The 26,598-nt window shown below is 35.9% G+C and carries 21 protein-coding genes, 6 tRNA genes and 1 pseudogene; 27 read left to right on the plus strand and 1 reads right to left on the minus strand.

Going from position 1 to position 26,598, the window contains the following annotated elements; translation table 11 throughout:
- Positions 1-495: 495 nt before the first annotated feature.
- The 21 genes and pseudogenes from ES724_RS15615 to ES724_RS15715 all read left to right on the plus strand — a co-directional run bounded on the left by ES724_RS15615 (position 496) and on the right by ES724_RS15715 (position 20,660).
- Positions 496-2,121 (plus strand): annotated as a pseudogene (locus ES724_RS15615) (alanine/glycine:cation symporter family protein).
- Between the two features lie 215 nt (positions 2,122-2,336).
- On the plus strand, positions 2,337-3,215 hold the full coding sequence (locus tag ES724_RS15620) for a ComEA family DNA-binding protein (protein WP_146934730.1): 879 nt from the start codon (positions 2,337-2,339) through the stop codon (positions 3,213-3,215).
- A 141-nt stretch (positions 3,216-3,356) separates the two neighbouring features.
- A complete protein-coding gene (locus tag ES724_RS15625) occupies positions 3,357-4,526 on the plus strand; it encodes an acyl-CoA dehydrogenase family protein (RefSeq protein WP_146934732.1) in 1,170 nt (389 codons plus the stop codon).
- Between the two features lie 282 nt (positions 4,527-4,808).
- Positions 4,809-5,003: a 30S ribosomal protein S21 gene (gene rpsU / locus ES724_RS15630; RefSeq protein ID WP_010229578.1), complete on the plus strand. Its 195-nt coding sequence runs from the start codon at positions 4,809-4,811 to the stop codon at positions 5,001-5,003.
- Positions 5,004-5,159: 156 nt separating this feature from the next.
- The gene (locus ES724_RS15635) at positions 5,160-6,047 is read left to right on the plus strand and encodes a tyrosine-type recombinase/integrase (protein ID WP_146934735.1); all 888 of its coding nucleotides are present in this window, start codon (positions 5,160-5,162) and stop codon (positions 6,045-6,047) included.
- 35 nt (positions 6,048-6,082) lie between these two features.
- A complete protein-coding gene (gene hpf, locus ES724_RS15640; RefSeq protein WP_146934738.1) occupies positions 6,083-6,385 on the plus strand; it encodes a ribosome hibernation-promoting factor, HPF/YfiA family in 303 nt (100 codons plus the stop codon).
- Between the two features lie 100 nt (positions 6,386-6,485).
- A tRNA-Thr gene (locus tag ES724_RS15645) sits at positions 6,486-6,559 on the plus strand.
- 235 nt (positions 6,560-6,794) lie between these two features.
- Positions 6,795-6,876 (plus strand) — tRNA-Tyr (locus ES724_RS15650).
- Between the two features lie 258 nt (positions 6,877-7,134).
- A tRNA-Gly gene (locus tag ES724_RS15655) sits at positions 7,135-7,207 on the plus strand.
- Positions 7,208-7,360: 153 nt separating this feature from the next.
- Positions 7,361-7,432 (plus strand) — tRNA-Thr (locus ES724_RS15660).
- 58 nt (positions 7,433-7,490) lie between these two features.
- On the plus strand, positions 7,491-8,678 hold the full coding sequence (gene tuf, locus ES724_RS15665) for an elongation factor Tu (RefSeq protein ID WP_026839341.1): 1,188 nt from the start codon (positions 7,491-7,493) through the stop codon (positions 8,676-8,678).
- A 60-nt stretch (positions 8,679-8,738) separates the two neighbouring features.
- Positions 8,739-8,811, plus strand: a tRNA-Trp gene (locus tag ES724_RS15670).
- 133 nt (positions 8,812-8,944) lie between these two features.
- Positions 8,945-9,142, plus strand: a complete 198-nt coding sequence (gene secE, locus ES724_RS15675) for a preprotein translocase subunit SecE (protein WP_026839340.1) — start codon at positions 8,945-8,947, stop codon at positions 9,140-9,142.
- 11 nt (positions 9,143-9,153) lie between these two features.
- Positions 9,154-9,705 (plus strand): transcription termination/antitermination protein NusG, encoded by a 552-nt coding sequence (nusG, locus tag ES724_RS15680; RefSeq protein WP_026839339.1) that lies wholly within the window; start codon positions 9,154-9,156, stop codon positions 9,703-9,705.
- Positions 9,706-9,779: 74 nt separating this feature from the next.
- Positions 9,780-10,217, plus strand: coding sequence for a 50S ribosomal protein L11 (gene rplK / locus ES724_RS15685; RefSeq protein WP_026839338.1), 438 nt, complete (start codon positions 9,780-9,782; stop codon positions 10,215-10,217).
- Positions 10,218-10,236: 19 nt separating this feature from the next.
- The gene (rplA, locus tag ES724_RS15690) at positions 10,237-10,935 is read left to right on the plus strand and encodes a 50S ribosomal protein L1 (RefSeq protein WP_026839337.1); all 699 of its coding nucleotides are present in this window, start codon (positions 10,237-10,239) and stop codon (positions 10,933-10,935) included.
- A gap of 11 nt (positions 10,936-10,946) precedes the next feature.
- Complete coding sequence (gene rplJ, locus ES724_RS15695; RefSeq protein WP_146934741.1) at positions 10,947-11,468, plus strand: 50S ribosomal protein L10; 522 nt, start codon at positions 10,947-10,949, stop codon at positions 11,466-11,468.
- 56 nt (positions 11,469-11,524) lie between these two features.
- The gene (rplL, locus tag ES724_RS15700) at positions 11,525-11,899 is read left to right on the plus strand and encodes a 50S ribosomal protein L7/L12 (RefSeq protein ID WP_146934744.1); all 375 of its coding nucleotides are present in this window, start codon (positions 11,525-11,527) and stop codon (positions 11,897-11,899) included.
- A gap of 131 nt (positions 11,900-12,030) precedes the next feature.
- Positions 12,031-15,843 (plus strand): DNA-directed RNA polymerase subunit beta, encoded by a 3,813-nt coding sequence (rpoB, locus tag ES724_RS15705; protein ID WP_146934747.1) that lies wholly within the window; start codon positions 12,031-12,033, stop codon positions 15,841-15,843.
- Between the two features lie 78 nt (positions 15,844-15,921).
- A complete protein-coding gene (gene rpoC / locus ES724_RS15710; protein WP_146934750.1) occupies positions 15,922-20,223 on the plus strand; it encodes a DNA-directed RNA polymerase subunit beta' in 4,302 nt (1,433 codons plus the stop codon).
- 122 nt (positions 20,224-20,345) lie between these two features.
- Positions 20,346-20,660, plus strand: coding sequence for a DUF3467 domain-containing protein (locus ES724_RS15715; RefSeq protein ID WP_010229551.1), 315 nt, complete (start codon positions 20,346-20,348; stop codon positions 20,658-20,660).
- A 614-nt stretch (positions 20,661-21,274) separates the two neighbouring features.
- Here ES724_RS15715 and ES724_RS15720 read toward each other — a convergent pair.
- Entirely contained in the window at positions 21,275-22,861 is a 1,587-nt protein-coding gene (locus tag ES724_RS15720; RefSeq protein ID WP_146934753.1) for a peptide chain release factor 3, read from the minus strand.
- A gap of 160 nt (positions 22,862-23,021) precedes the next feature.
- Here ES724_RS15720 and idi point away from each other — a divergent pair, with 160 nt between their 5' ends.
- The 6 genes from idi (at position 23,022) to ES724_RS15750 (ending at position 25,778) form a co-directional block, all read left to right on the plus strand.
- Entirely contained in the window at positions 23,022-23,540 is a 519-nt protein-coding gene (gene idi, locus ES724_RS15725) for an isopentenyl-diphosphate Delta-isomerase (RefSeq protein ID WP_026839328.1), read from the plus strand.
- The gene (locus tag ES724_RS15730; protein WP_146934756.1) at positions 23,537-23,947 is read left to right on the plus strand and encodes a 6-pyruvoyl trahydropterin synthase family protein; all 411 of its coding nucleotides are present in this window, start codon (positions 23,537-23,539) and stop codon (positions 23,945-23,947) included. The genes idi and ES724_RS15730 overlap by 4 nt, the downstream gene beginning before the upstream one ends.
- Positions 23,948-24,412: a peroxiredoxin gene (locus ES724_RS15735; RefSeq protein ID WP_146934759.1), complete on the plus strand. Its 465-nt coding sequence runs from the start codon at positions 23,948-23,950 to the stop codon at positions 24,410-24,412.
- On the plus strand, positions 24,402-25,379 hold the full coding sequence (locus ES724_RS15740) for a type I phosphomannose isomerase catalytic subunit (protein ID WP_146934763.1): 978 nt from the start codon (positions 24,402-24,404) through the stop codon (positions 25,377-25,379). Before ES724_RS15735 ends, ES724_RS15740 begins: the two co-directional genes overlap by 11 nt.
- A gap of 46 nt (positions 25,380-25,425) precedes the next feature.
- Positions 25,426-25,692, plus strand: a complete 267-nt coding sequence (locus ES724_RS15745) for a hypothetical protein (RefSeq protein WP_026839324.1) — start codon at positions 25,426-25,428, stop codon at positions 25,690-25,692.
- A gap of 12 nt (positions 25,693-25,704) precedes the next feature.
- Positions 25,705-25,778 (plus strand) — tRNA-Thr (locus tag ES724_RS15750).
- The last annotated feature ends 820 nt before the right edge of the window (positions 25,779-26,598 follow it).

Genomic DNA, 26,598 nt, shown 5'->3' on the forward strand with positions numbered 1-26,598 from the left:
TATAAAAGGATAAGGTCCTATCTATCGGTCGATATATCTTATGATTATCTAGCCATCGGTTGACTCTTACCCCCTTTCACTTATATCTGTAAAACTAGAAATTTATTCCAAATGCAAACATAGGAGCCATCGGGATGCATCGAATTTTTAAAAGTATTTTCCAGTTCATACATCTTATGTTTGCCCCGAGGTTCTTGATTTCTAAAATTTAAGACGAAATAATTCTAGTATTTGTAGTCTTTCTATCTAAACGTTCTAGGGTATAAATCTGCGGAAGGAGAAGGCATTGTAAATCCAGAACCTTCCATGATCTTAAAAAAGAATTCTAATTTAATCTTGATTGGCAGGCCGAATCAGATAGATAAATTAAAACAAATTTATCATGTTTAATAATTCCTTAACATTTTAACTAGTAAAAATTTGAAAAGGGTTAATTTTTTAGCATCTTGCCGCTGCAATAATTCACAAAATATAAATTAATACCTTACAACTCCAATGAAGAAAATTTTATTTTCCTTATTAGCAATCTTTTCCCCATTACTAATTTTCGCTCAAGAACAAACAGCCTCACAGGTAATAGACGAAACTTTTCGTGCATATACCAGCTGGTTTGTAGACCTAATATTTTATGAAATTCCCTTTTCTGATTATTATCAAATTCCTTGGGTACTAATAGTATTAATTGGGGGTGCATTATATCTTACTATTTATTTTAAGTTTATAAATATCACTGGATTCATTACTGCGTTTAGAGTAGTTAAAGGTCAGTATGAAGATATCGAAAAACATGGTGCAAGTACCTTATATGGGGATGTTACACCAAATGAAGGTGAGAACATAATTGAAACAATAAGGGATGATAGTGCAGACGGAGAAGTTTCTCACTTTCAGGCTTTAACTGCTGCTTTATCTGCAACGGTTGGACTAGGTAATATTGCAGGTGTTGCTGTAGCACTTTCTATTTGAGGTCCGGGAGCAACTTTCTGGATGATTTTAGCTGGATTTTTAGGAATGGCTTCAAAATTTGCAGAGTGTACACTCGGTGTGAAGTATAGAGATGTAGGTGAAGATGGAACTGTGTATGGAGGGCCAATGTATTATTTAAGTAAAGGGCTTAAGGAAAAAGGCTATGGAAAAATCGGGAAAGTTCTAGCTGTTGTGTTCGCTGTTTTTGTAATTGGTGGATCTTTTGGTGGAGGAAATATGTTTCAAGCCAACCAAGCTGCTGCACAATTTGTTCAGCTTTTTGAATTGACAGGTGGTAATGCAGGTTTTTATTTTGGTTTAGTAATGGCAGCTTTAGTAGCTGTAGTGATTATTGGAGGAATTAAAAGAATTGCGAGTGTTACTGAGAAAGTAGTGCCTTTTATGGCAGGAATTTATGTTTTGGCTGCTCTTGTTATTTTGGCAGCTAACTGGCATTTAATAGATGATGCTTTTAATTTAATTTATCAAGGTGCATTTACTGGGCTAGGAATAGCAGGTGGATTAATTGGTGTAATGATACAGGGTATTCGTCGTGGCGCCTTTTCTAACGAAGCTGGTGTTGGATCTGCTGCAATTGCTCACTCTGCGGTTAGAACTAAATATCCAGCGAGTGAAGGTATTGTTGCTTTATTAGAGCCGTTTGTAGATACAGTAATCATTTGTACTATGACTGCTTTGGTAATTATTATTACAAACCTGGAAGGTGGATTCATGACTTACGGAGTGCCAATTACAGAAGGAGTAGAGCTTACTGCAATTGCTTTTGACTCTGTGATACCTAATTTCTCTATAATTTTAACGATAGCGGTAATTTTGTTTGCTTTTTCTACTATGATCTCTTGGTCGTACTACGGAATGCAAGGTTGGATATACCTTTTCGGAAAAGGTAAAATAACCGATCTGGTTTATAAGGGACTGTTTTTAGTGTTTGTTGTAATTGGTGCTTCTATTAGTTTAGGTGCAGTAATAGATTTTTCTGATGCAATGATCTTTGCGATGGTGGTACCAAATATTATTGGAGTACTGTTTTTAACTCCAGTAATCAAAAAGGAACTTACTAGGTATCTGAAGGCTATTAAGCTTAAAAAGGAAGCTATAGATGATGGAGCAGAAGATCATCAAAAGAATATGTAAATCAAGAACCTCGGGGCAAGCCCGCCTGAACGTATCGGGCAGGCCTCGGGGAATTAAACCCTCAATGAGGGATTAAACAAAATATTTTATTATATAAATCCCACGTTACTTTTAGAAGTAATGTGGGATTTTCTTTTCTATTATTTTTTAATTGGATGGTAATTCTAAAAAATTGACTTAATTTAATACTTAAGTTCAAATGGAAAGTATTAAATATGAGTAATTTAAGTTCGTATTTTATCTTTAGTAAGAGTCAGCGGAATGGGATCTTTTTGCTACTACTGCTTATCATTCTCTTTCAATTGGTCTATTTTTTCGTAGATTTTAATAACGAGGATAATATTTCAAAAGAAGATTTATCAAGAATTACTCATTATCAAAAACAAATAGATTCTTTAAAGCAAGTAGGTATTGCTAAGGCTGAGATTAAGATCTATCCTTTTAATCCAAATTTAATTACAGACTATAAGGGCTATACTTTAGGGATGTCTGTAGAAGAAATAGATAGATTATTTCAATTTAGGAAATCTAATAAGTGGGTGAATTCTCCAGAAGAATTTCAAAACGTAACTCTGGTTTCAGACAGTCTTCTAAATAAAATCTCTCCGTACTTTAAGTTTCCAGACTGGGTTCAAAAGGCTGGTCAAAATAAGAGTTCAAGCTTAAGCAAAGCCACCCCTTCCCCTGTTCTTAATAAGAAGGATTTAAATGCGGCATCTTTTGAAGAGCTTATTATGATAAAAGGAATTGGCGAAGTTTTGGCGACTAGAATTATAAAATATAGATTGAAAACTGGAGGTTTTGTTTCAGATCTTCAGTTAAAAGATATTTATGGATTAAATCTTGAAACAAGAAAGGAGCTCTTAAATAAGTTTTCTGTTCTAACAAAACCAGAGGTAGTTGTATTTAATATTAATAAGGCTTCTGTTATAGAAATCGCTTCAGTTCCATATCTAGATTATGAACTGGCTAGAGAGATCGTCAATTATAGAATACTCCATGAAAGAATAGGGACATATGATGAATTGGCAAAAATTAAGGGGTTTCCTTCAGAAAAAATTGACAGAATAGCCTTATATTTGACCTTAGAATAGGAATTCGGAATTAGGTAAGAACTTGGTTAGTGTAAATTCTGCTTTCCTATCAGTTTGTTGAGATATACTTCCGAAGAATAAATACTTACTTTACCTTATCTTTAGTTTTATATCAACCCTAACATTATAGAATTATACTTTATGAATAGCATGTATTTTACAGAGGAACACGAGCTTTTTAGAAAGAGCTTTCAAGAATTTTTGAAAAAGGAAGTGGTTCCACACATAGAAAAATGGGAGAAAACTGGAACCATAGAACGTTTTATATGGGAAAAGTTTGGAGAGATGGGGTATTTTGGACTAGGATATCCAGAAAAATATGGTGGATTAGAAGTAGATCTGTTTTATACCGTTATTTTCCTAGAAGAACTTCAGAAGATCAATTCCGGGGGTTTTGCAGCAGCAATGTGGGCTCATTCTTATTTAGCAATGACTCATTTAAATGTTGAGGGTAGCGAGGAAATTAAAAAAAAATACCTAGAACCGAGTATTGCAGGAGAGAAAATAGGTTGTTTATGTATTACTGAACCTTTTGGAGGGTCTGATGTTGCAGCTATGAGAACTACTGCAGTTAAAAAAGGCGATAAATACGTAATTAATGGTTCTAAAACCTTTATTACAAACGGAGTTTATTCAGACTATTTAGTGGTTGCAGCTAAAACCAGCCCAGATAAAGGAGGGAAAGGAATGAGTATATTCCTTATGGATAGGGATACGCCTGGAATAACTGCTACTAAATTAGATAAGTTAGGTTGGAGAGCATCGGATACAGCGGAAATAGCTTTTGATAATGTGGAGATCCCGGCTTCTAATTTAATGGGAGACGAAGACAAGGGCTTTAATTATATTATGCAACATTTCGCTTTTGAAAGATTGATAATGGGTGTGAACGCACATGCAAGAGCAGAGTTTGCATTAGATTACGCTATAGATTATATGGGTGAGCGTATGGCGTTTGGAAAAACTATTGATAAATTCCAGGCCTTAAGACACAATGTTGCGGAAATGGCAAGTGAGATTGAAATGTGTAAAGAGTTTAATTACTCTATCGTTAAAAGAATGATAGATGGTGTTTATGTGGTTAAGGAGGCAAGTATGTCTAAGCTACTTTCCACAAAAATGGCAGATAAGGTGATCTACGACTGTTTACAATTATTAGGAGGCTATGGATATATGGAAGAATATCCAATGGCAAGATTGCTTAGAGATAGTAGGCTAGGACCAATTGGAGGAGGAACTTCAGAAATCTTGAGAGAGATTATTGCAAAAATGGTAATAGATAAGAAAGAGTACAAGCTAGCAGCTAAATAAGGTAGGTTAGCTTTTTTGCGAAAATTTTTAATTTTTACGCCAAAATGGTAATCGACAAAAAAGAGTACAAACCCGCTGCGGACTAATATTGATTGAACATTTTGGTGAAAATGTATTTGAATTATCGTTAAAATGGTCATTGATAAAAAAGAGTACAAGCCTGCTGCTCACTAGGAACAGCGTGCTAATAGCCTATATAATAAAATTATTTAAATAAAGGTTGCGAGGTTAATGAAATCAATTATCTTTGCGCTTTAATTTCTAACGAAAGGAGGTGATACTATGTTAATTATACCAGTTAAAGACGGAGAGAATATCGATAGAGCGCTAAAGCGTTTCAAACGTAAATTTGATAGAACAGGAACAATGCGTCAGCTAAGAAGCAGACAGGCATTTTCTAAGCCTTCTGTTGTGAATAGAGCCCAGTTACAAAAAGCTCAATACATTCAGAACTTAAGAGATAAGGAAGAGATCTAGAGATTTGATTTAGAGGCTAAGCTTTCTAAAATCTAGTTTCGATAAGTCTTCTTTCTATTGAATAGAAAACTATATCGAACCCGTTAAAGGGTATCCAAGATAAACTACTGTTGGTGAGTCAAAGTTTTATAACTTTGTTTACCAACAGTTTTTTTTATGCCTATATCTCACTTCTTAGAATATCTTCAGCTAGAAAAAAAATACTCCCCGCATACCGTGAAGGCATATGAGATGGATCTACGCTCATTTAGAGAGTTTGTCCTTAATGAGTTTGATCAAGACGACTTGGTTCATGTGAACTATCCTCAAATCAGAAACTGGATAGTAAGTCTAGTGAATTCTGGGATCACTAATAGAAGCGTGAACCGTAAAGTAGCATCCTTAAAAGCTTATTATAAATATTTGGTTAGAACAAACCAGCTAGTTGCAACTCCATTAGCTAGTCACAAGGCACTTAAGACTAAGAAAAGTGTACAAATTCCTTTTTCTGAGGAAGAAATTACAGATGTTATCTCTGGCATTGAGCCAAATTCTTTTAGAACATCACGGGACCTTACAATAGTCACCATGTTTTATGCTACTGGCGTCCGGCGTTCAGAACTCGTAGGAATAAAATTACAGGATTTAGACCTCGATAATGGATTAATCAAAGTTTTGGGTAAAAGGAACAAGGAGCGATATATGCCATTATTACCAGAATTGAGTAGGCAACTTAATATATACCTAGGTTTTAGAGAGGCTCTTGTTTCTGAAAATAAAGCTGAATTATTTCTAACAGAAAAGGGTGATAAAATATATGAAACCCTTGTTTATAGGATTATAAATAATTACTTTAGTGAAGCGTCCAACAAGGTAAAAAAGAGTCCGCATATATTAAGGCATTCCTTTGCGACTCACTTGTTAAATCATGGTGCAAATTTAAACTCTGTTAAAGAGTTGTTAGGTCATTCCAGTTTAGCGTCAACACAAGTCTATACACATAGTAATATTGCAGAATTGAGTAAGGTGTATAGGAATTCTCATCCTCGTGAAAACAAGGAGTGATAGCGAAATTATTGTTTAATTAAAAACTATAGGAGATGAAAGTAAATGTGCAATCAGTAAATTTTAATGCAGATCAGAAATTAATCGATTTCATTCAAAACAGATTAGATAAATTAGAACATTTTTACGATAAGATAATTTACGCCGATGTGTTTTTAAAAGTTCAGAAGACAAGCGAGAAAGAAAATAAGATTACAGAAATTTTGCTAAGTATTCCGGGCGGGGATGTAATTGTGAAAAAGAAGTGCAAGAAATTCGAAGAGTGTGTAGATGAATCGATTAGCGCATTACAGCGTCAGCTAATAAAAAAGAAGGAAAAAATGAGTGCTCATGTTTAGTAAATTATTTCTCAAATTATTTTTGTGAAATAAATAAAATGTATACATTTGCAGTCCGTTAGAAATAGCGGACTTTTTTATGCTGAAAAAGTATAAAAATGCCGATGTAGCTCAGCTGGCTAGAGCAGCTGATTTGTAATCAGCAGGTCGTGGGTTCGAGTCCCTCCATCGGCTCTTTGAAAAATTGAAATCACAAGAAAAATAAAGTTTTACAGGTTTGTAAAATTTTATTTTTGAGGATAAATAATTTATTCTGAGCCTAGTAGAGCGTAAGCTTTATTTTATTTCAGAAAAGTTTAATAAATGTTTTGATTTAAGGAGTAAATTTCATTAAATTTGCACCTTCAAAAAAGCAAGCCAATTAAGTGTAGATTTCAATGGTTCTGTGAAATTTTGAAAAGGTAATATTGGGGAGATACTCAAGCGGCCAACGAGGGCAGACTGTAAATCTGCTGACTACGTCTTCGCAGGTTCGAATCCTGCTCTCCCCACAATTTGAGCTTTAAGCTGAAAGAGATCCTTAGCAGGTTCTCCCGAAGCGTCGGGACTGCTCTCCCCACAATTTGAGCTTTAAGCTGAAAGAGACCTTCGCGGGTTCTCCCGAAGCGTCGGGACTGCTCTCCCCACAATTTGAGCTTTAAGCTGAAAGAGACCTTCGCGGGTTCTCCCGAAGCATCGGGACTGCTCTCCCTACAAATCACTTTATGTGATTGATCCAACACTAAACATCAATTTGATGTTTTAATTTTGCGAAAGTAGCTCAGTTGGTAGAGCGTCAGCCTTCCAAGCTGAATGTCGCCGGTTCGAACCCGGTCTTTCGCTCAAAGTGAAATGTAGTCACGCAGAAAAGCGTGATCTTTCGCTCTAAGAAAAAGTAGTCGAGCAATTGCATGACTTCTAGCTCTAAGGACAACAACGGTTTAAAAACTGTTCTTTATCTCCAACAGGCGTGGCTTGTAGGGGATAGCCTTTTTTGCCGACGTAGCTCAGGGGTAGAGCGTTTCCTTGGTAAGGAAGAGGTCACGAGTTCAATTCTCGTCGTTGGCTCTTAATTTTGTATAAAATTGAACACTAATATATAACTAAGAATAAATAATCATTAATTATGGCAAAGGAAACTTTTGATCGTTCCAAACCGCACTTAAACATAGGTACGATAGGACACGTAGATCACGGAAAAACTACCTTAACTGCAGCGATTACTAAAGTAATGGCTGACGCTGGATATTCAGCAGCTATGTCTTTTGATCAGATTGACAACGCTCCAGAAGAAAAAGAAAGAGGTATTACTATTAACTCTTCACACGTAGAATACTCTACAAAAGAGCGTCACTACGCACACGTAGATTGTCCTGGTCACGCCGATTACGTGAAGAACATGGTTACTGGTGCTGCTCAAATGGACGGTGCTATTTTAGTAGTTGCGGCTACAGATGGTCCAATGCCACAAACACGTGAGCACATCCTTTTAGGACGCCAGGTTGGTATTCCTAGAATCGTTGTATTCATGAATAAAGTGGATATGGTTGATGATGAAGAATTGTTGGAATTAGTTGAAATGGAAGTAAGAGATTTACTTTCTTTCTACGAATATGATGGCGATAATGGACCGGTTATAGCTGGTTCTGCTTTAGGAGCATTGAATGGTGAAGAGAAATGGGTAAATACAGTTCTAGAATTAATGGAAGCTGTTGATACTTGGATCGAACTTCCTGTTCGTGATGTTGAGAAGCCTTTCTTAATGCCTATTGAAGATGTATTCTCTATTACTGGTCGTGGAACTGTTGCAACTGGTAGAATTGAAACTGGAATAGCAAATACAGGGGATCCTGTAGAAATCATTGGTATGGGTGCTCAGAAACTGACATCTACTATTACTGGTATCGAAATGTTCCGTCAAATCCTTAACAGAGGTGAAGCTGGAGATAACGCAGGTATTCTTTTAAGAGGTATTGAGAAGTCAATGATCTCTAGAGGAATGGTAATCGTTAAGCCAGGATCTGTAACTCCTCACGCTAAGTTTAAAGCAGAGGTTTATATCTTGAAAAAAGAAGAAGGTGGACGTCACACTCCATTCCATAATAACTACCGTCCTCAGTTTTATGTACGTACTACTGATGTTACAGGAACTATCAACTTGCCAGAAGGTGTTGAGATGGTTATGCCTGGAGATAACTTAACTATTCATGTTGAGTTGTTACAAACTATCGCGATGAACGTAGGTTTACGTTTTGCAATTCGTGAAGGTGGTAGAACTGTTGGAGCTGGTCAGGTTACTGAAATTTTAGACTAAGAATCACACATAAGTTTATAGGTATCCTGCTTTTTAGTTAGGATACCTAAACTTATATTTACGGGTTTAGCTCAGTTGGTAGAGCACTGGTCTCCAAAACCAGGTGTCGTGAGTTCGAGTCTCTCAACCCGTGCTTGATAATTAAGAGTCCCGGTTTGGGTACTGTTTTTTAAAATATATAATCACAGAATTGTAATTTGAGTTTTCTTTTTGAATTTGTTAATAAGAAAAGGTTATTAGAATTTGTGTAAATAGATAATAAAACCATGGCAGGAATCGTCAATTATATTTCAGAGTCTTATAACGAATTGAGAAATCACGTTACATGGCCTAGTTGGGCTGAAGCTCAAAAATTAACAGTAGTTGTAGCTGTTTTTTCAATAATTTTTTCATTAGCTATCTGGGGTGTAGATACCGTTTTTAGTTCTGCTATTGAACAATATTTTGAATGGATTAAATCTTAAATTTTAAGACTATGGCAGAGGTTAAGGATAAAAAATGGTACGTGGTTCGCGCCGTAAGTGGTCAAGAAAATAAGGTTAAAGAATATATTGAGAGAGAGATTTCTCATCACGGTTTAGAAGATTTTATTGGTGAAGTGCTTGTTCCTACAGAGAAAGTGATTCAAATTAGAAATGGTAAGAAAGTTTCTAAAGAACGTGTTTACTTTCCTGGATATATAATGGTACTAGCAAACTTAGGAGGGGAAATTCCTCATATCATTAAAACTATTAATGGTGTTATTGGTTTTCTTGGTGAAACAAAAGGAGGAGATCCTGTGCCACTGAGAAGAGCTGAAGTAAATAGAATGTTAGGTAAAGTAGATGAATTATCTGTAAAAGCAGATAATGTTGCAATACCGTTTACTATTAACGAAACCATTAAAGTAATAGATGGTCCTTTTAACGGTTTCAATGGAACTGTAGAAAAGATCAATGAAGAGAAACGTAAACTTGAAGTAATGGTGAAGATTTTCGGAAGAAAGACACCATTGGAATTAAGTTATATGCAAGTAGAAAAGGTATAAAAAATTACTGTTACATATATTTTTGATAGTTTTTAAAGCTTCCACTCTAAAACTATCAACTAAAAACAATAATAATGGCAAAAGAAATAAGTAAAGTTGTTAAGCTACAAGTTCGCGGAGGTGCTGCTAACCCATCACCACCAGTTGGACCTGCTTTAGGTGCTGCCGGAGTTAACATCATGGAGTTTTGTAAGCAGTTTAATGCTAGAACTCAAGATAAATCGGGTAAAATTTTACCCTGTGTAATTACAGTATTCAAAGATAAGTCTTTCGATTTTGTAATTAAGACTCCACCAGCTGCAGTACAATTGTTAGAAGCGACAAAATCAAAAAAAGGATCGGGTGAACCAAATCGTAAAAAAATTGCTAGTGTATCTTGGGATCAAGTAAGAGCAATTGCTGAGGATAAAATGCAGGATTTAAATGCATTTAATATAGAATCAGCTATGAAAATGATTGCAGGAACTGCTCGTTCTATGGGTGTAACTGTAAAAGGGCAAGCGCCGTTTTAATCCAAAATAGACATTAAAAATGGCAAAAGTAACTAAAAAGCAAAAGGAAGCTCAATCTAAAATCGAAAACGGGAAACAGTATTCGGTGGCAGATGCTTCAGTTTTGATAAAAGAAATTACCAACGCAAATTTTGATCCTTCTGTAGATTTAGCAATTCGTTTGAATGTAGATCCACGTAAAGCAAATCAAATGGTGCGAGGAGTAGTAACTCTTCCTCATGGTACAGGTAAAGATGTAAAGGTTTTAGCATTAGTAACTCCAGATAAGGAAGCTGAAGCTAAAGAAGCCGGAGCAGACTTCGTAGGTTTAGATGAGTATCTAGAAAAGATCAAAGGTGGTTGGACAGATGTTGATGTAATTATCACCATGCCAAGTGTTATGGGTAAATTAGGACCTTTAGGTAGAGTTTTAGGACCAAGAGGATTAATGCCTAACCCAAAAACAGGTACAGTAACAATGGATGTTGCGAAAGCAATCTCCGAGGTAAAAGCTGGTAAAATCGACTTCAAAGTTGATAAAACTGGAATTGTACATGCAGGTATTGGAAAAGCATCCTTTGATGCTGATAAGATTGCTGGAAACGCAAGAGAATTATTAACTACTTTGGTTAAATTGAAACCAGTGGCTTCTAAAGGAATATATATAAAGAGTATTTATATGTCTTCTACAATGAGTCCAAGTGTTGAGATTGATACTAAAAGGTTCACTGAGCAATAATATTATAGATTATGACAAGAGAAGAAAAATCATTAGTAATTGAAGATTTAACTGCGCAGTTAACAAATAATTCTATTATTTACCTTGCAGATATCTCAGGTTTAAACGCCTTGAGTACTACAAATTTACGTCGTGCTTGTTACAAAGCAAACGTACAACTTGCAGTAGTTAAAAATACGTTACTTGCTAAAGCTATGGAAGCTTCCGATAAAGATTTCGGTGATCTTCCTACAGTTTTAAAAGGTAACACCTCTATAATGCTTTCGGAAACTGGAAATGCTCCAGCGAAAGTAATTAAAGAATTCAGAAAGAAAACTCAAACACCTCTACTTAAAGGAGCTTTCATAGGAGAAGCTATTTATGTTGGTGATGACTATCTAGAGACCTTGGTTAACATCAAGTCTAAAGAAGAAGTTATTGGAGAAATCATCGGATTGTTACAATCACCTGCTAAAAATGTTATTTCAGCATTAAAATCAAGTGGTGGTAAACTAGCCGGAATTCTTAAAACTCTTTCTGAAAAAGAGGAATAAACACGTACGCACTTTTTAACAATTATATAATAAAGAACATTTTAAAACGATAGAAAATGGCAGATTTAAAAGATTTCGCAGAACAATTGGTTAACCTTACAGTAAAAGAAGTAAATGAGTTGGCTACTATATTAAAAGATGAGTATGGTATCGAGCCTGCAGCAGCTGCTGTAACTATGGCTGGTCCAGCTGGTGGTGGTGATGACGATGCTGAAGAGCAAACAGAATTCGATGTAATTCTTACAGCTCCAGGAGGTTCTAAATTAGCAGTAGTTAAATTGGTAAAAGAACTTACAGGTTTAGGTCTTAAAGATGCTAAGGGATTAGTAGATTCTGCACCAAAAGCAGTAAAAGAAGGAGTTTCTAAAGATGAAGCTGAAGCATTAAAAGCACAATTAGAAGAAGCAGGAGCCGAGGTTGAGCTTAAATAAGCTTACCACAAGCAATATATTTAGGTTTAGACCTCGTGACTAGCTCTCGAAGGTCTAAACCCTTTTGCGTATATGAAGCTTATGCCTTATAACGCACACATATTTTATATAAATTATAATTCCGTCCATTGATGTTAGCAACGCAAACTGAAAGATTGAATTTCTCTTCTGTAAAGAATAAGCCTGATTATCCAGACTTTTTGGATGTCCAAATTAAGTCATTTCAGGACTTCTTTCAATTAGAAACAAAATCAGAAGAAAGAGGAGATGAAGGTCTCTATAACACTTTCCTGGAAAACTTTCCTATTACAGATACCCGCAATCAATTCGTATTAGAATTCCTGGATTATTTTGTGGATCCACCTAGATATTCCATTCAGGAATGTATAGAACGTGGTTTGACTTATAGCGTGCCGTTAAAAGCCCGACTAAAATTATATTGTACAGATCCAGAACACGAAGATTTCGAAACTATTGTACAGGATGTATATTTAGGGACTATCCCTTATATGACTCCTAGTGGGACATTTTGTATTAATGGAGCAGAGCGCGTAGTTGTTTCTCAGTTACACCGTTCACCTGGTGTTTTCTTTGGACAGTCTTTCCATGCGAATGGAACTAAATTATATTCTGCCAGAGTTATTCCTTTTAAAGGATCTTGGATAGAATTTGCTACCGATATTAATAACGTGATGTACGCGTATATCGATAGAAAGAAAAAATTACCTGTTACTACACTTTTCCGAGCAATTGGGTTTGAAAGAGATAAGGATATCCTTGAGATCTTTGACCTTGCAGAGGAAGTAAAAGTTTCTAAAACAGGACTTAAAAAATATCTTGGTCGTAAATTAGCGGCAAGAGTACTAAATACATGGTATGAAGATTTCGTAGATGAAGATACTGGTGAAGTTGTATCTATTGAGCGAAATGAGATTGTTTTAGACCGTGATACAGAATTGAATAAAGACCATATCGAGGAGATCCTTGAAACTGGTAATAAAACTATTTTGCTTCACAAGGAAGATAACTCAACTGGAGATTATGCAATTATTCACAATACATTGCAAAAAGATCCAACAAACTCCGAAAAAGAAGCTGTTGAGCATATCTACCGTCAATTACGTAATGCAGAACCGCCAGATGAGGAAACTGCACGTGGTATTATAGATAAATTGTTCTTCTCAGACCAACGTTACTCTTTAGGGGAAGTGGGTCGTTACAGAATGAACAAAAAGCTTGGTCTTGATATTGGAATGGATAAGCAGGTGCTTACCAAGGAAGATATTATTACCATCGTTAAATATTTGATAGAGTTAATTAACTCTAAAGCAGAGATAGATGATATTGATCACTTATCTAACCGTCGTGTTAGAACAGTAGGAGAGCAACTTTCTCAGCAGTTTGGTGTTGGTTTGGCACGTATGGCACGTACTATTCGTGAGCGCATGAACGTTCGTGATAATGAAGTGTTTACTCCAATAGATTTAATTAATGCAAAGACTTTGTCTTCTGTAATTAATTCATTCTTCGGAACCAACCAGTTATCTCAGTTCATGGATCAAACAAATCCATTGGCAGAGATCACGCACAAACGTAGATTATCTGCATTAGGACCAGGTGGACTTTCAAGAGAAAGAGCAGGGTTTGAGGTACGTGATGTTCACTATACACACTACGGAAGACTATGTCCTATTGAAACTCCTGAAGGACCAAACATTGGACTTATCTCTTCACTTTCTGTATTTGCAAAAGTGAATGGTATGGGATTCATTGAAACTCCTTACCGAAAGGTGAATAATGCTAAGATCGATTTTTCTGAAGAACCTATTTATTTAAGTGCTGAAGAAGAAGAGAACAAAAAGATTGCACAAGCCAACATTCCTTTAAAAGAAGATGGTACTATAAATACAGATAAGGTTATTGCACGTATGGAAGGTGACTTCCCGGTAGTAGATCCAAAAGAGATCCACTATATTGATGTTGCACCAAACCAAATCTCTTCAATCTCAGCTTCATTAATTCCATTTTTGGAACATGATGATGCCAACAGAGCATTGATGGGATCAAACATGATGCGTCAGGCAGTTCCTTTGTTAAGAGCAGAATCTCCTATTGTTGGGACTGGTCTAGAAAGACAAGTAGCTACAGATTCTCGTGTATTGATTAATGCTGAAGGACCAGGAGAAGTTGAGTATGTAGATGCTCAAAAAATCACCATTAAGTACGACCGATCAGAGGAAGAAAGAATGGTGAGTTTTGAAAGTGATTCTAAAACTTACAATCTTATCAAATTTAGAAAAACTAACCAAGGTTCTTCTATTAACTTAAGACCAATCGTAAGTGTTGGGGATAGAGTTTCTAAAGGCCAGGTACTTTGTCAAGGATATGCTACAGAAGCTGGGGAACTAGCATTAGGTAGAAACATGAAGGTTGCCTTCATGCCTTGGAAAGGATACAACTTTGAGGATGCAATTGTAATTTCTGAAAGAGTTGTTAGAGAAGATGTATTTACCTCTATTCATATAGATGAATATTCATTAGAAGTTAGAGATACCAAATTAGGTAACGAAGAATTAACTAATGATATTCCAAACGTTTCTGAAGAAGCCACTAAGGATTTGGATGAAAATGGTATGATTAGAATTGGAGCTGAAGTGAAGCCTGGTGATATTCTTATTGGAAAGATCACTCCTAAGGGAGAAAGTGATCCAACTCCAGAAGAAAAATTATTACGTGCGATCTTTGGAGACAAAGCTGGAGATGTAAAAGATGCTTCGTTAAAAGCACACCCATCTTTAAGAGGGGTTGTAATTAACAAGAAACTTTTCGCCAGAGCTGTAAAGGATAAGCGTAAAAGAGTTCAAGATAAAGAGGATGTTAATGCATTAGAGAAAAACTATGATGCTAAATTCAATGTTCTTAAGGCTGAATTGATAGATAAGTTGTTTACCATTGTTGGAGGTAAAACTGCACAAGGAGTAATTAACGACTTAGGGGAAGAAGTAATGCCAAAAGGTAAGAAATACACCCTTAAGATGTTAAATGCTGTAGACGACTATACTCACCTTACTCAAGGAACATGGACTACAGATGATCACTTGAACAAACTAGTTGCAGATTTAATCCACAACTACAAGATCAAGGAAAATGATCTTCAAGGAAACTTAAGAAGAGAGAAATTCACAGTCTCTGTTGGAGATGAATTACCTGCAGGAATTATCAAATTAGCAAAAATTTATGTTGCTAAGAAGAGAAAACTGAAGGTTGGTGATAAAATGGCGGGTCGTCACGGTAACAAAGGTATTGTTGCACGTATCGTTCGTCAGGAAGATATGCCTTTCTTAGAAGATGGAACTCCTGTAGATATTGTATTGAATCCACTTGGGGTACCTTCCCGTATGAACATTGGTCAAATTTATGAGACTGTGTTAGGATGGGCAGGACAAAAATTAGGTAGAAAATATGCTACTCCAATTTTTGATGGTGCTACTTTAGACCAGATCAATGAATTAACAGATGAAGCCGGTGTACCAAGATTTGGACATACATATCTTTACGATGGTGGAACTGGAGATAGATTTGATCAACCTGCAACTGTTGGTGTTATTTATATGTTGAAATTAGGACATATGATTGATGATAAGATGCACGCACGTTCTATAGGACCGTACTCTCTTATTACGCAACAGCCATTAGGTGGTAAAGCACAATTTGGAGGTCAGCGTTTTGGTGAGATGGAAGTTTGGGCATTAGAGGCTTATGGAGCTTCTGCAACCCTACGTGAAATCTTAACCGTAAAATCGGATGACGTAATTGGTAGAGCTAAAACTTACGAGGCAATCGTAAAAGGAGAGCCTATGCCAGAGCCGGGACTACCTGAATCTTTCAACGTGCTAATGCACGAATTGAAAGGATTAGGATTGGATATTAGATTAGAAGAATAATATACTGTTCTTATAGGTTGAGTACGAAAGTGCTCAACCTTAAAACAGGATTTTCACAATAATTAGATAGCATTGATTATGGCTAGAAATAATGAAAAGAGTACAGAACAGAGGTTTGATAAAATCTCTATAGGTTTAGCTTCCCCGGAATCCATTTTAGCGGCATCCAGAGGAGAAGTTCTAAAGCCTGAAACTATCAACTATCGTACGCACAAGCCTGAGCGTGACGGGTTATTCTGTGAGCGAATTTTTGGTCCTGTTAAGGATTATGAATGTGCCTGTGGGAAATATAAAAGAATCCGCTATAAAGGAATTGTATGTGATAGATGTGGGGTAGAAGTTACAGAGAAAAAAGTACGTCGTGACCGTGTAGGGCACATTAACTTAGTTGTTCCTGTAGCGCATATCTGGTATTTCCGTTCTTTACCAAACAAAATAGGATACTTATTGGGTCTTCCTTCCAAGAAATTGGATATGATTATTTACTACGAACGTTATGTAGTGATCCAAGCAGGTATTGCAAAAAATGCTGAAGGAGAACCAGTAAAAAAGATGGATTTCTTAACAGAAGAAGAATATCTTGATATTTTAGACACCCTTCCGCAAGAAAATCTTTATTTGGATGATACAGATCCAAATAAATTTATTGCAAAAATGGGAGCTGAATGTTTGATCGAACTTCTAAAAAGAATAGATCTTGATGAACTTTCTTACGATCTAAGACATAAAGCGAACAACGAAACTTCTAAGCAACGTAAAACGGAGGCTTTAAAAAGACTTCAGGTTGTAGAAGCTTTTAGAGATGCAAATAAGAATAGAGAGAATCGTCCAGAATGGATGATCATGAAGGTTGTGCCAATTACTCCTCCAGAACTTAGACCTTTAGTGCCTTTGGATGGTGGACGTTTTGCAACTTCAGATTTAAATGATCTTTATCGTAGAGTAATTATCCGTAACAATCGTTTAAAGCGATTGATGGAAATAAAGGCTCCAGAAGTAATTCTTCGTAACGAAAAACGTATGCTACAGGAATCTGTAGATTCGTTATTCGATAATACAAGAAAATCTTCAGCAGTAAAAACAGATTCTAACAGACCTTTGAAATCCCTTTCAGATTCCTTAAAAGGAAAACAAGGGCGTTTCCGTCAGAACTTACTTGGTAAGCGTGTAGATTATTCTGCTCGTTCTGTAATTGTTGTAGGACCAGAATTAAAAATGTTTGAATGTGGTATTCCTAAGGATATGGCTGCAGAACTTTACAAGCCTTTCGTGATCAGAAAATTGATCGAAAGAGGAATTGTAAAAACTGTGAAGTCTGCCAAGAAAATCATAGACAAAAAAGAACCAGTTGTTTGGGATATTTTAGAGAATGTACTTAAAGGTCATCCTGTATTATTGAACAGGGCTCCTACCCTTCACCGTTTAGGGATCCAGGCATTCCAACCAAAACTTATTGAAGGAAAGGCTATTCAGTTACACCCATTGGCGTGTACTGCATTTAATGCCGATTTTGATGGGGATCAAATGGCGGTACACTTGCCACTTGGACCTGAAGCTATCTTGGAAGCGCAACTTTTAATGTTAGGTTCTCACAACATCTTGAATCCTGCAAATGGATCGCCGATTACGGTTCCATCTCAGGATATGGTGCTTGGTCTTTATTATATGACCAAACTAAGAGTGTCTACAGATGAAGTTAAGATAAAAGGAGAAGGACTTACTTTTTACTCACCGGAAGAGCTTATTATCGCTTTCAACGAGAAAATGGTAGATCTTAATGCTTCTATTAAAATAAGAACTCAAGATTTAAATGAAGAAGGAGAATTAGTTAAGAAAATTATTGAAACCACCACTGGTAGAGTTTTATTTAATGAAACAGTACCTGCAAAAGCTGGATACATCAATGAAGTATTAACTAAGAAGTCTTTACGTGATATTATTGGAACTGTACTAAAGTTAACTAGTGTTGCTGAAACTGCAGAATTCCTTGATCAAATTAAGACTTTAGGATATAAATTTGCTTATACAGGTGGTTTATCATTCAGTTTAGGAGATATTATTATTCCAGAAGAGAAGCAATCAATGATTGATGAAGCCAACGAACAGGTGGAAGGAATTATTGGTAACTACAACATGGGTCTTATTACCAACAACGAACGATACAATCAGGTAATTGATATTTGGACTGCAACCAATGCTGGACTTACAGAATTGGCTATGAAACGTATCCGTGAGGATAACCAAGGATTCAACTCTGTATATATGATGCTTGATTCTGGTGCGCGTGGATCTAAAGAACAGATCCGTCAGTTAACCGGAATGCGTGGATTGATGGCGAAGCCTAAGAAATCTAACTCTGGTGGAGGAGAAATTATTGAAAACCCGATTTTATCTAACTTTAAGGAAGGTCTTTCAATTCTTGAATACTTTATCTCAACTCACGGTGCTCGTAAAGGTCTTGCCGATACTGCACTTAAAACTGCCGATGCGGGTTACTTAACTCGTAGATTGGTAGATGTTTCGCAAGATGTTATTGTAAATGAAGAAGACTGTGGAACTTTAAGAGGAGTAGATGTTACACCACTTAAGAAAAATGATGAAATAGTAGAATCTTTAGGAGAACGTATTGTAGGAAGAATTTCCTTAAATGATGTTTACAATCCTTTGACTCAGGAACTTTTAGTTTCTACAGGAGAAGAGATCTCTGAAGAAGCTGTTAAGAAAATAAACGAAGCTCCTATTGGAAGCGTTGAAGTAAGATCTGCTCTTACTTGTGAGGCTAAGAAGGGAATTTGTGTGAAATGTTACGGTAGAAACCTTGCAACCAATAAATTGGTGCAACGTGGAGAAGCTGTAGGAGTTGTTGCTGCTCAATCTATTGGTGAGCCAGGAACACAACTTACACTACGTACCTTCCACGTGGGTGGTATTGCAGGAAACATTTCAGAAGAAAACAAGCTTATTGTTAAGTTTGGTGGAGTTGCAGAAATTGAAGATCTAAAGGTTGTAAAAGGTGAAGGTCCAGATGGATCTATTACAGATATCGTAATCTCTAGAACTTCAGAGCTTAAAGTGAAGGATAAGAAAACTGGAGTTGTATTAAGTACTAATAATATTCCTTACGGTTCTCAAATCTTCATTAAGAGTGGCGACACTGTAAAACCTAATGATATTGTTTGTCAATGGGATCCTTATAACGGGGTGATCATTTCAGAATTTGCTGGTAAAATCAAGTACGAAAACATCGAACAAGGTTATACTTACCAAGTTGAAATAGATGAGCAAACCGGATTCCAAGAAAAAGTAATCTCAGATTCTAAGAACAAGAAAATGATTCCAACCTTACTTATTTTAGGTAAGAAAGATGAAGTGATCCGTTCTTATAACCTACCAGTTGGGGCTCACCTTATGGTAGATAAAGATGAGAAGATCAAGGTTGGTAAGATTTTGGTTAAAATACCAAGAAAATCTTCTAAGGCTGGGGATATTACAGGAGGTCTTCCACGTGTAACCGAATTATTCGAAGCGCGTAATCCTTCTAACCCTGCAGTTGTTAGTGAGATAGATGGTGTGATTTCTTTTGGTAAGATCAAAAGAGGTAACCGTGAGATCATTGTTGAATCTAAATTAGGAGAAGTTAAAAAGTATTTAGTTAAACTTTCTAACCAGATCTTAGTTCAAGAAAACGATTATATACGTGCGGGAATGCCGTTATCTGATGGATCTATTACTCCAGAAGACATCTTGAGTATTAAAGGACCAAACGCGGTTCAGCAATACTTGGTAAATGAAGTACAAGAAGTATATCGTTTACAAGGGGTGAAAATTAACGATAAGCACTTTGAGGTTGTTGTTAGACAAATGATGCGTAAAGTAAGAATTGTTGACTCTGGAGATACTATTTTCTTAGAGAACCAGCTAATCCACAAGTCAGATTTCATTGAGGAAAATGACAATTTATTTGGATTGAAGGTAATCGAAAATCCAGGAGAGTCTACTAAACTTAAAGCGGGTCAGCTTGTAAGTGTTCGTGAACTAAGAGATGAGAATTCATCTTTGAGAAGAGAGGACAAAGAACTTGCGACAGCTAGAGATGCGGTGAATGCAACAGCTACACCAATTCTTCAAGGTATAACAAGAGCTTCCCTACAAACTAAATCATTCATCTCTGCAGCTTCCTTCCAGGAAACTACTAAGGTATTGAATGAGGCAGCGGTAGCCGGTAAGATAGATTACCTAGAAGGACTTAAGGAGAACGTTATCGTTGGACATAAGATCCCTGCAGGTACTGGAATGCGTGCTTATGATAACATTATTGTTGGTTCTAAAGAGGATCTTAACGAAATGATGGAGAAAAAGCAGGAAGTAAACTATAATTAATAAATCTGTTTCCTGTGTTACTGAAGAGTGAGACAGGAAATATATCATAAGAAATCTGCATTTTTTGACGCTTCGGCCGATTGAATGCAGATTTTCTTATTTTAGACAAAACTATTGAAATTATGAGTGATGATAAAAATGCAAAACAAGGACAGATCAATATAGAACTGGATGAAAAAATAGCTGAAGGAACTTATTCCAACTTAGCTATAATAAATCATTCTGTGTCAGAATTTGTGGTGGATTTTGTGAGTATAATGCCTGGAACGCCTAAGAGCAAGGTGAAATCTAGAATTATACTTACTCCACAACATGCAAAGAGATTATTAAAAGCATTGGGAGATAATGTGAAGCGATTTGAAAAAGCACATGGAGAAATAAAAGATTATGAACAGCCACCAATCCCACTGAATTTTGGACCAACTGGACAAGCATAATATAGAGACTGTCACTTCGAGTCCTTCGACGTCGCGCAGGATAAACTAAAGGTCGAGAAGTCTTTTTGTCAAACTTGGGCCCGTGATGAAAAAATTATCTAGCGTAGGAAATTGACGTATGAAAGATGCTGAAACGAGTTCAGCATGACGGAAGTTAAAACCAGTATCGTAACCCTGTCCCGATACTTCGGGAGTTTCAGGGTCTCTTATTCGGAGTAACTTTGAAAATACGTCAATGGTAGCTTGTCGAAGTTTAAAAGAAGAGAATATCAACGCATATTTCGATAGGCTCAATATGGACAGACCCTTCTAGTTCGTAACCTCGAGCCCTTCGGCTTCGCTCAGGATAAACTAAAGTCGAAAAGCTTAGGAACCTGTATATCCCAAGCATATATAGACAGGCTCATATGACATGTAGCTTAATAAGTATTATAGGGTAACAAAAAATCCGAAGATAACTCTTCGGCATTTTTTTATTAAGTATTAAGTAATGGCATTCTGAACGAAATGAAATGAAGTGAAGAATCTTTTGAGTGCTAAAGAGATTCCTCCTTTATCGGAATGACATTTTATGTGCCATTCCAATTATATAATTGTTAGAGGAAACTCAACTTCTAAAATTCAGATACCAAATGAAATTTTATACTTGGATATTTAGACTGTGTCATTTGTAAAGAGAACTGTGAATCTGCGAAGAAAACCAATTGGCCTCTTTTATCATGAGCTAAGAATTTTGCTTTCACCCTTTTGAAGTCTTTAAATTCTTCACTTTTTGGATCTTTCACTTCCACCCATGTTGCTTTGAATACATTTACATTCTCATAGGTACATTTAGCGCCATATTCATGTTCTAGTCTATATTGAATAACCTCAAACTGTAAAGCTCCAACCGTTCCTATTACTTTTCTATTATTCATTTCTAAGGTGAATAATTGCGCAACCCCTTCATCCATTAACTGATCGATCCCTTTTTCCAATTGTTTGGATTTCATTGGATCGGCGTTGTTAATGTATCTAAAATGTTCTGGAGAGAAACTTGGGATTCCTCTATAATGCAGCACTTCTCCTTCGGTTAGTGTGTCACCAATTTTAAAATTTCCGGTGTCATGTAACCCTACAATATCTCCAGGATAGGAGATATCTACAATTTCTTTCTTTTCAGCAAAAAAAGCATTGGGACTAGAAAACTTCAAATTTTTACCATGACGTACATGCAAATAAGGCTTATTTCTTTCAAAGATCCCAGAAACAATTTTTATAAAAGCCAATCGGTCTCTATGCTTAGGATCCATGTTAGCATGGATCTTAAATACAAAACCGGTAAATTGTTTTTCGTCTGGCTTTACAGTTCGTTCTTCACTGTCTTTTGCACGGGGAGTAGGAGCGATGCTAATAAAGCAATCCAGCAATTCTCTGACCCCAAAATTATTAAGTGCCGAGCCAAAAAATACAGGTTGTAAATTCCCTCCTAAATAAGCTTTATTGTCAAATTTGGGATAAACTCCCTCAATTAATTCAATCTCTTCTCTTAAAGTATCTGCAGCTTTAGATCCCAAAAGTTCATCAAGTTTTTCAGATTTAAGGTCCGAGATTTCAATGGTGTCTTCAATATCTTTTCTAGGATCTCCTGTAAATAGATTAATATTCTTCTCCCAGATATTATAGATTCCTTTAAAGTCGTAACCCATTCCAATAGGGAAACTTAAAGGAGTAACTCTTAAACTCAGTTTTTGCTCTATTTCATCTAGCAATTCAAAAGCATCTTTACCTTCACGATCCATTTTATTTATGAAAACGATCATTGGGATATTTCGCATTCTACAAACTTCAACTAGCTTTTCTGTTTGTTCTTCTACACCTTTTGCAACATCTATCACTACAATAACACTATCTACAGCAGTTAAAGTCCTAAAAGTATCTTCAGCAAAATCCTTGTGTCCGGGAGTATCAAGAATGTTTATTTTTATTCCATCATATTCGAAGGCAAGCACAGAAGTTGCAACAGAAATTCCACGCTGGCGCTCGATTTCCATGAAATCACTCGTAGCACCTTTTTTGATCTTGTTAGATTTTACCGCCCCGGCTTCCTGTATAGCACCACCAAAAAGCAAAAGCTTTTCAGTTAAAGTGGTTTTCCCGGCATCTGGGTGAGAAATAATGCCAAATGTTCTTCTTCTTTTTATCTCGTCGGTAAATTTCATATGCTTCTTTAAGGCTGCAAAGATAAAATTTTTGATCTAGAAAAGGGAATTGTTCTTTGATTTGGATTTTATTATTTAAAAATGAACTTACCGCTGTTAGCTCCTAATTTTCCTATGATTTGGTGATGCTATTTTGTATTTTTGATTTTCAATATTAGCTATGACAGAAGAAAAAGTGATCTTGGTAAATCAAAAGGATGAACCTATTGGTTTAATGCCAAAGATGGAAGCCCACGAAAAAGGACTGTTACACCGTGCATTTTCAGTCTTTATATTTAACGAAAAGAATGAATTGATGATTCAGCAAAGAGCACTGAGTAAATACCATTCCCCGGGATTATGGACTAATACCTGTTGCAGCCACCAAAGAGAAGGTGAAACTAATATTGAAGCAGGTAAAAGACGACTTCAGGAGGAAATGGGTTTTACTGCAGAATTGGAAGACACGATCTCTTTTATTTACAAGGCTCCATTTGATAATGGACTTACAGAACATGAATTTGATCATATATTAGTTGGGAATTATAATGAGGAACCTTCATTAAATCCTGAGGAAGCGGAAGCATGGAAATGGATGGGTCTGGATGAAGTAGCAAAGGACATGGAGAATAATCCATCGGTATATACAGAGTGGTTTAAGATCATTTTCGAGAAGTATTATCAATCTATAGAACGATGAAAGTAACAGTACATAGGAAGGCTCATTTTAATGCTGCGCATAGATTATATCGCAAGGATTGGGACGATCAAAAGAACCAGAATATCTTCGGAAAATGCAGCAACCCTAACTTTCATGGGCATAATTATGAATTAACGGTATCTGTTAAAGGAGATATAGATCCAGAAACAGGGTTCGTAGTAGATTTAAAGATATTGAAGGATCTTATTTCTTCAGAAATAGAAGAATATTTAGATCATAAGAATTTGAATGTTGAAGTTGAAGAGTTTAAGACTCTAAATCCAACAGCAGAAAATATCGCAGTAGTTATTTGGGGTAAATTAAGACCTAGACTTAAAGAAACTTTAGAACTTAGTGTAACTTTATATGAAACTCCAAGGAATTTTGTAACCTATAATGGAGAATAAATGGGTTTAAGCGTAGGAGATTCAATTCCAGCGATTAGTATTCCAGATGAAACAGGAGAACTTTTTGAGTTGAATAAATTTACGGGAAAGCAAGCATTGATCGTTTATTTTTATCCTAAGAACTTTACACCCGGTTGCGTTAAGGAAGCTTGCGATTTTCGAGATAAATATGAAGAATTTAAGGGATTGAATGCCGAAGTTATCGGGATAAGTTCCGACTCTGAATCTTCGCATAGGAGATTTAAGTCTACATACCAATTAGCCTTTATATTTTTATCAGATATAGATAAAAAAGCCCGTATGGCTTTCGGAGTGAAACCGGCACTTATGGGACTATTGCCTGGAAGAGAAACTTTTGTGTTTGATAAAAGTGGTACACTTATCATGCAGTACAACAATATAAGTGCAGCTTCTCACACCAAAAAAGCATTGCAAAAACTTAAGACCTTACAGGATGAAGAATGAATTATATCTTTTAAAATTTGAGCCTATACTTAAAGAAAAGATATGGGGCGGTAAAAAACTAAATGCTTTATTCAATAAAAAGATTAGCTCTAACAGAACTGGCGAAAGCTGGGAAATATCTGATCTGGAAAATGACAGATCTGTAGTTTCAAATGGTTCTTTAAAAGGTAAATCTCTTCAATGGCTATTAAAAGAGTATAAAGAGGAATTGGTAGGAAAGGAAGTGTTTAAGAACTTCGGAATTAAATTTCCATTACTTATAAAATATATAGATGCCGCTGAAAATCTTTCTATCCAACTTCATCCAAATGATAAGATCGCAAAGGAAAAGCATAATTCATTCGGAAAAACGGAAATGTGGTATATCATGCAGGCAGATGAAAACGCAGAGCTTATCTTAGGCTTTGAAGAGCCTATTTCCAAATTTCGGTATGTAGAACTTGTTGAAAAAAATGAACTTCCGGAAGCTTTAAATAAAGTTAAGGTAAAAGTTGGGGATGCTTTTATTATCCCTCCTGGTTTAGTCCACGCAATCGGGAAAGGAGTGGTGTTGGCCGAAATCCAACAAACTTCAGATGTTACTTACAGAATTTATGATTGGGACAGAAAAACTGAAACTGGTAAAAAAAGAGATTTGCATACCGCACTAGCATTAGAGGCAATAGATCTTTCCAGTGAGAACGGTCATGAAATAGCATACAAAATTCAGGCAAATTCTACTTCGGAAATAATTGCTAACAGTTATTTTAAAACAAATATTATTGCTGTTGAAGGTGAGTTAACTAAAGATTATTCTCAAATAGATTGTTTTTTAGTGTTAATGGGAGTAGAGGGAGAATCGTTTATTAGTTTGGAAAATGGAAATTCTGAGATTTTGAAACAGGGAGAAACCTTGTTAATACCGGCTTCAGCATCGAAAATTAAAATAAATAGTACAGAAGCTAAAATTTTAGAGGTAAGAGTGTAGTATTATTGGAAAATAGATTAAATTCGCAACTTAAAATTTAGAAAATATGGCAAGTAAGAGATTGTTAAAAAGGGATGTGAATTATGTGATGGGAGATATTATTGAAGCTGCATATATCCACCAATTAGCAGATCCTAAGCAAGACCCTAAAAAAACTGAGGCAATTGTTGATGAAGCTATCGTAGCTTTTGATGGCTTGATCGCTAAGATCAATCAGAAGAATGTTGAAGATAAAAAGAAACATTTTAAAGGTATAGAGAAGGATCTTGAAACTAAAGCGAATGCTTTGGTAGAGAAGATCAATAAATTATAATATTTATTAGACGCCGATGTAGCTCAGCTGGCTAGAGCAGCTGATTTGTAATCAGCAGGTCGTGGGTTCGAGTCCCTCCATCGGCTCTTGAAAAGCTTCTCCATTAGGAGGAGCTTTTTGCTTTTATCACAATAAGACGAGAAGCCTTTCCTGAGCGCAGTCGAAGGAAGTCCCTCCATCGGCTCTAGATTAAAAACCTCTCCAATAATGGATAGGTTTATTTATGGGTAAAATTTAAATGATTGTCTGCAAAGTATGATATTCTTATAGTTACCATTGACGTGCTGTATAAGTTGCTGATTTATAGATAATTGACACACTTAATTCTTTGCAAGTTTTTAATACGCTTTTTGTTATCATTGAGGTGATTTCAATAATTTAGAAAACACTCCTTTTAGTCGGTAATGATCTGTTTAATTTTTAAGATTGTTCATTTTTTTGTAATGCTTTCCTCTCGCTTCACTCGTCGGAAGCAATCAAAACGAACCAAAAAAAGGACACTTTTTTGTAGGTGTTTCAAATTATGCTACCGCATAATTTGAACCGTACTTCCACAGCTAAATTTTCTCCAAGGCTTCGAAAATTTCACGCCTTGGAAGTACTACACTTGCAAAAAAGAAGTTCTTAGTAAGATAAATCAGCTAGAAACAATCATACGTCAAAAACCTACTCTAGATAATTTTTTTATCACGGGTCTCAGCATGACTTGCCATACTTTTTTACTAATTGCGGATATTTATAAAAATTTATAATATTCCTAACCTTTAAAATAATTACTGGCTGGATTCAATGTTGTAACGCAACAAATCGTTGTTGGTTTTTGATGTTTCTAAGCTACAAATTTCAGCTCCATCTCCATCATTTCTTTAGGTGTTTTATAGCCTATGATTTTTCTCGGTCTATTGT

The sequence above is a fragment of the Gillisia hiemivivida genome, assembly GCF_007997295.1.
GTDB lineage: Bacteria > Bacteroidota > Bacteroidia > Flavobacteriales > Flavobacteriaceae > Gillisia > Gillisia hiemivivida.